At 71.5% G+C, this 6,193-nt stretch carries 7 protein-coding genes; 3 read left to right on the forward strand and 4 right to left on the reverse strand.

All coding sequences use genetic code 11. From position 1 onward, the window contains the following. Positions 1–43: 43 nt before the first annotated feature. Positions 44–775, forward strand: a complete 732-nt coding sequence (locus tag ACWDY5_RS31580; RefSeq protein WP_449725789.1) for an AraC family transcriptional regulator — start codon at positions 44–46, stop codon at positions 773–775. A 12-nt stretch (positions 776–787) separates the two neighbouring features. Here the strand turns inward: ACWDY5_RS31580 and ACWDY5_RS31585 are convergent, their stop codons facing one another. Genes ACWDY5_RS31585 through ACWDY5_RS31600 form a run of 4 tightly spaced genes read right to left on the reverse strand, consistent with a single transcriptional unit; the run spans position 788 to position 4,134 of the window. Next, a complete protein-coding gene (locus ACWDY5_RS31585) occupies positions 788–1,843 on the reverse strand; it encodes an NAD(P)H-dependent flavin oxidoreductase (RefSeq protein ID WP_449725790.1) in 1,056 nt (351 codons plus the stop codon). After that, a complete protein-coding gene (locus ACWDY5_RS31590) occupies positions 1,843–2,565 on the reverse strand; it encodes a CoA-transferase subunit beta (RefSeq protein WP_449725791.1) in 723 nt (240 codons plus the stop codon). Before ACWDY5_RS31590 ends, ACWDY5_RS31585 begins: the two co-directional genes overlap by 1 nt. A 1-nt stretch (position 2,566) precedes the next feature. Continuing rightward, entirely contained in the window at positions 2,567–3,376 is an 810-nt protein-coding gene (locus ACWDY5_RS31595) for a CoA transferase subunit A (protein ID WP_449725792.1), read from the reverse strand. 14 nt (positions 3,377–3,390) lie between these two features. Continuing rightward, positions 3,391–4,134, reverse strand: a complete 744-nt coding sequence (locus ACWDY5_RS31600) for an enoyl-CoA hydratase family protein (protein ID WP_449725793.1) — start codon at positions 4,132–4,134, stop codon at positions 3,391–3,393. 233 nt (positions 4,135–4,367) lie between these two features. Here ACWDY5_RS31600 and ACWDY5_RS31605 point away from each other — a divergent pair, with 233 nt between their 5' ends. Continuing rightward, on the forward strand, positions 4,368–5,150 hold the full coding sequence (locus ACWDY5_RS31605; RefSeq protein ID WP_449725794.1) for an SDR family oxidoreductase: 783 nt from the start codon (positions 4,368–4,370) through the stop codon (positions 5,148–5,150). After that, on the forward strand, positions 5,147–6,055 hold the full coding sequence (locus ACWDY5_RS31610) for an SDR family oxidoreductase (RefSeq protein ID WP_449725795.1): 909 nt from the start codon (positions 5,147–5,149) through the stop codon (positions 6,053–6,055). The genes ACWDY5_RS31605 and ACWDY5_RS31610 overlap by 4 nt, the downstream gene beginning before the upstream one ends. Positions 6,056–6,193: the final 138 nt, after the last annotated feature.

Genomic DNA, 6,193 nt, shown 5'->3' on the forward strand with positions numbered 1-6,193 from the left:
TGGCCTGCGCGGGGTCGGCGTGCTTCCGATAAACTGCCAGACAATGTCGAAATCCCGCCACATGCCGGTGGCGCCGACCACACACCGGGAACTGGCCGCGGGGTCGGGCATCGACCCGCACCGGCACGACGACAACCAGATCCACTACGCCGCCACCGGGGTGCTGGCGGTGACCACGGACGCCGGCCGCTGGCTGGCCCCGGCCACCAAGGCGCTGTGGGTGCCCGCCGGGGTAACCCACGAGCACCGGGCGTACGGGCGGATCGAGCTGCATCTGATCGGCCTGCCGGTCAGCCAGAACCCGCTGGGGCTCACCCATCCCGCGGTGCTCGCGGTCGGGCCGCTGCTGCGCGAGGTGATCATCGCCTACACCGCCATGACCGGGGACACCCCGGAACGGCGACGGCTGCTGGCGGTGCTGCTGGACCAGCTCCGGCGCTCGCCGCAGGAGCCGATCCGGCTGCCCGCCGCGCGCGATGCCCGGCTGGCCGCGGTGTGCGCGCGGCTGCACGCCGACCCGGCGGACGGGCGCACGCTCGGTGAGTTCGGCGCGGAGATCGGGGCCAGTGAGCGGACGCTGTCCCGGTTGTGCCGGGTGGAGCTGGGCATGTCCTTCCCGCAGTGGCGGACCCAGCTGCGGTTGCAGCACGCGCTGATGCTGCTGGCCGAGGACCTGCCGGTGACCACGGTGGCGCACCGCTGCGGCTGGGCCACCGCGAGTGCGTTCATCGACGTCTTCCGCCGCGCCTTCGGGCACACGCCCGGCCGCGGCTGACCGGCGGTCGCCCTACCGGCTGTCCAGGCAAGCCACCCGCGCCAGGGTGGACCGGGCCTCGGTGACCAGGTTCTCGATCAGCTCGGCGCAGGTGGGCAGGTCCTCGAGCAGGCCGACCACCTGTCCCGAGGCGAGCACCCCGGCGGCGGTGTCACCCTGGACGAGCCCTGCCCGCAACAGCATCGGTGTGTTCGCGGCCATGACGGTCTGCGCCCAGCTGAGCTTCTTGTTGTGGCGCAAGGCGATGCCGTCGCGGAACAGGGTGCGCCAGCTGTGGCCGGTCAGCCTGCGGAACCGGCGCGCGTTGCCCAGCGCCCGGAGCAGGCCGCGCAGGTTTCCGTGCTGCTCCAAGCGGTCGATGAGGTCGGTGCGCAGCACCCGGTGCGGCAGGCCGTCGACCTTGTGCGTCACCACGGTGCCGTTGATGTCGTGTGCCAGGTACTGGCGTTTCACCGCCTCCGGCACCGGGCTCTCCTGGGTGAGCAGGAACCGGGTGCCCATCGCGATGCCCGCCGCGCCGTAGCACAGCGCCGCGGCCAGGCCCCGGCCGTCGAAGAAGCCGCCGGCGGCGATCACCGGGATGTCCACCGCGTCCACCACCGAGGGCAGCAGCAGGGTGGTGGCGATGCCGCCGGTGTGCCCGCCGCCCTCGTTGCCCTGCACCAGCACCGCGTCCGCGCCCCAGCCCGCGACCTTGCGCGCATGCCGGGCCGCGCCGACCGAGGGGATCACCACGACCCCGGCCTGGTTGAGCTTGGCGATCAGCTCGGGTTTTGGTGCCAGCGCGAAGGAAGCGACCCGGACCTGTTCCCGGATCAGCAGCTCCACCCGCTGTTCGGCGTCGTGCGCGTCGGCGCGCAGGTTGACCCCGAACGGCTGTTTCGTGCGGGCTCGGGTCTCCTGGATCGCGTGCGCCAGCTCGGGGTAGGTCATGGTGGCGGAGGCCAGGATGCCCAGGCCGCCCGCGTTCGCGGTGGCCGACACCAGCCGCGGACCGGCCACCCAGCCCATGCCGGTCTGCACCACCGGATATCGCACACCGGTCAGCCGGGTCAGCGCGGTGTCCATCACGGCACCTCGCGGTCGCGCCGGGCCTGCGGGTCGAGCCGCCGGATCAGTGCGAGCTCGTGTTCCTCTGGTTGGCGGGTCTCGGTGACCTCGCTGGTGTCGAGGGGGAACCCGGTCTGCGCCACCACTTCTTCGACGGTGACGCCGGGATGTACTGAGCACAGCCGCAAGGTGCCGCCGGGGCCGGTGAGGTCGAGCACGGCGAGGTTGGTGACTACCCGGTGCAGGTCGTGGAAGCGGCCGGGGTCGCGGTTGGTGCCGACGCCGGAGACCACGTCCACCTCGGGCACGAACACCCTGGCGCTGTGCCGGGGCACCCAGTAGCTGGTGCGGTGGTTGACCGTGTTGCCAGGCGCGCCGCGCACGCCGAGCAGTTGGCGGACGGGCCGTTCGTGCGGGCCGATGCAGGAGATGTTCTGGTTGCCGTGCCGGTCCAGCTGGTTGGCGCCCATCACCACGTGCCTGCGGCCGTGCGCGACCACGTCGAAGACCCTGCGGTAGGGCAGCCAGCCCTCGGCGGGCGCTGACTCGCCGAGGGCTGGCGCCTCGGCGAGCAGGGTCGCCTCGCCGTCGCTGAGCAGCAGGTCGGGGGCGGTGGTGCGGCGGGCGAGGCGGGCGCCCAGGGTGGGGATCAGGCCCATCGGGCTGGCCAGGATCTCGCCGTCGTGGCGGAACAGGTCGGCGCAGGCGGCCACGCACACCTCGGCCCTGGTCGCGGTCATCTCAGTCCTCCCGCAGATAGCTGTCCACAAAGGACTCCCAGCTCTGTTCCCGTGCCGCGGTCGCGTAGGCGCGCTGGCCCTGCTCGTCGCGGTCGTAGTCCGGCACGCAGCTGGTGAAGCCCGCGCCGCCGGGGGCCTCGACCACGCCGTCGACCATCATCCGGTTGAGCAGCAGGCCCTGTGGCGGCCCGGCGGCCACGAGTGCCGCGGTGTCCACGACCCGCTCGCAGGAGACGTAGCGGCGGGCGGCGGCCAGGCAGAACAGGTCGTCGAAGTAGGGATCGGGGCCGAGGTAGCGGGCGTTGCCGTGCGGGTCGGCCAGGTTGAGGTGCACCAGCGCGGCATCCAGCGGCAGCGCGGGCATGGCGAGCAGTTCCTCGCCGGTGTAAGGACATTCGACCAGGCGCAGGTCCGGGTTGAGGCGGAGCACGTCGGAGGCCAGGCCCGCGCGGATCGGCAGGAACGGCAGCCGGTGCCCCGCCGCGCGCAACCCGGTCTGCAGCATGCCTTCGTCCACTTCGGACACTTCGAGGCTGCCGCGCTGGCGGACCTGCTGGAACCACGGGTCGTAGGGGATGGAATCGAGCGAGACGAACCCGTAGACCGCCCTGCGCACCTTGCCCGCCGCGCACAGCATGCCCAGGTCGGGGCCGCCGTAGGAGACCACGGTCAGCTCGCGCAGCTGGGACCGCAGGATCGCCTTGACCAGCGCCATCGGCTTGCGCCGCGACCCCCAGCCGCCGATCCCGACGGTCATCCCGTTGGCCAGCTCGCCGACCACCTGCTCGGCGGTCATCCGCTTGTCCCGCACAGTGATCCTCCCGTTCAACCGCGGTCCAGGAAGGCGGCGCGGGCCTCGTCCGCGGCCCCGGTCAGGTTCAGCTCGAAGGTGAAGCCTTGCTCGTAGCGGTAGCTGCGGTGCACCGGCTGCGGGTCGATCCCGTTGATCGCCTCCTTGGCCCGCCGGATCACCCGGGGGTCCTTGGCCGCGATCTCCCGCGCCACCACCAGCGCCGCCTCGTCCAGCTCCGCGCGCGGCACCACCCGGTACACCGAACCGTGGTGCCGCAACGCGTGCGCGTCGATCCGGGCCGCGGTGAAGTACAGCGCCCGCATCAGGTGCTGCGGCACCAGCCGCGCCAGATGGGTCGCCGCGCCCAGCGCGCCGCGGTCCACCTCCGGCAGCCCGAAACTGGCATCCTCGGCCGCCACCACGACATCGGCATTCCCCACCAGTCCGATCCCGCCACCAAGGCAGAACCCCTGCACCGCGACCACCACCGGCACCGGGCAGTCGTACACCGCGCCGAACGCGGCCGCGCACCCCCGGTTCACCCCGATGATCGCCGACCGGTCCGGATCGGCCTGGAGCTCCTTGAGATCCACCCCCGCGCAGAACCCACGCCCCTCCGCGCGCAACACCACCACGTGCGTCGCCGGGTCCCGCCCCGCCTCGGTGATGGTGTCGGCCAGGTCCTGCCACGCCCGCGCGGGCAACGCGTTGACCGGCGGAAAGTCCAGTGTCACAACGGATATCGAGGTCTCGGCCGCGTTCCGGGTGATGCCCATGGCGCCTTCTTCCAAACCTAGCGATTGCTTGGTACGTTAACAGCAAGCCCGGCGCCCGGCCTAGGGCGTGTCTGACGGATCTCGTGTGCGAGGGCCGGAGCCCAGGGTGTTCCGGCGGTGCCGCCGGGGCAGCCTCGTACCGGGCGTACTCGGCTGTTCCGGCGGTGTCGCCAGGGACGGCCTGGGCCCGGCGATCGCGCACGAGATCCGTCAGACACGCCCTAGCCCCGGAGGTGGCGGTGGACCTGTCCCTAGCTGGCCGAGTAGTCCTGATCACCGGCGGAGTGCGCGGTGTCGGTGCCGGAATAACCCGAGCGTTCCTGTCCGCGGGAGCCCAGGTGGTCACCTGCGCCCGCCGCCCACTCGATCGGCCGATCCAGGAAGCGGGCCGGACACCCGAACACCTGCCCTGTGACGTCCGCGACCCAGCCCAGGTGGACACCCTCATCGACTCCATCACCCGTCGGCACGGTCGCCTGGACATCCTGGTCAACAACGCCGGTGGGGCCCCGTTCGCCATGGCCGCCGAGGCCTCGCCCCGGTTCCACGCCAAGGTGGTCGAGTTGAACCTGCTGGCCCCTCTGCTCGTATCCCAGGCCGCCAACCGGGTGATGCAAGAGCAGGACGGTGGGGGCACGATCGTGATGGTGAGCAGCGTCAGCGGCAGACGAGCGAGCCCGGGAACAGCGGCCTACGGCGCGGCGAAGGCGGGCATCGACAACCTCACCGCCACCCTGGCGGTCGAGTGGGCCCCCAAGGTCAGGGTGAACGCCCTGGCCGTCGGCATGGTCCGCACCGAGCTGTCCCACCTGCACTACGGCGACGAAGCGGGTATCGCCGCAGTAGGCCGCACGGTGCCCCTAGGCCGCCTGGCCGACCCAGCGGAAATCGGTTCCTGCGCGGTATTCCTGGCCTCCCCCCTGGCCTCCTACGTCAGCGGCGCTACGCTCCCGGTGCACGGCGGAGGTGAGTCCCCGGCCTTCCTGTCGGCAAGCACCTCCCGGGAGGTTCCATGACCCCGCTGTGCCACAACCGCGTCGTCATCATCACCGGCGCGGGCAGAGGCCTGGGCCGCGCGCACGCCCTGGCCTTCGCCCAGGCCGGGGCCAGGGTCGTGGTCAACGACGCCGGCCTGACCCTCAACGGCCTGGGCGCCAACACCGGCCCAGCGCAGCAGGTGGTCAAGGAGATCACCGCCATGGGCGGCCAGGCGGTAGCCAACACCGAGGACATCGCCGACTGGCAAGGCGCCCAGCGACTCATCCGCGCCGCCGTAGAATCCTTCGGCCAGCTGGACGTCCTGGTGAACAACGCGGGCTTCCTGCGCGACCGAATGCTGGTCAACATGGAAGAACATGAGTGGGACGCGGTAATCCGAGTCCACCTCAAAGGCCACATGGCCCCCCTACGCCACGCCGCCGCCTACTGGCGCTCCGAACACCGAGCAGGCCGCCCCATCGCCGCCAGGGTCATCAACACCAGCTCCGGCGCAGGTTTACTGGGCAGCGTCGGCCAAGGCAACTACTCAGCGGCCAAGGCGGGGATCGCGGGCCTGACCACGGTCGCGGCAGCGGAACTGGCCCGGTACGGGGTGACGGTGAACGCGATCGCCCCAGCCGCGAGAACCCGGATGACGGAACTGGCCTTCGCGGAAACCATGGCAGCGCCAACGGAAGCGGAGTTCGACGCGATGGCACCGGAGAACGTCTCGCCGCTGGTGGTGTGGCTGGGCAGCGAGGCGTCGGGGGAGGTGACGGGCCGGATGTTCGAGGTGGAGGGCGGCCGGATCGGGGTCGCGGACGGGTGGCGGCACGGACCGTTCATCGACCGGGGCTCGCGGTGGCCGGTGGAGGAGGTGGGGGAGGCGGTGCAGCGGTTGCTGGCAGCGAGTCCCGCGCCAGCACCGGTTTATGGAACTTGACCAGGACAAGAGCGACCGCAGGGCGAAGCCCGCGAACCAGCGACGGGCTGGCTTTTCGAAAACCTGTCCGAAGTCTTGAGGTTCCCCATGCCCGTCAACCTGGAGAAAACTAACCACATCCCAGCGAGCAGACGCTCA

Source organism: Crossiella sp. NPDC003009 (assembly GCF_053591555.1).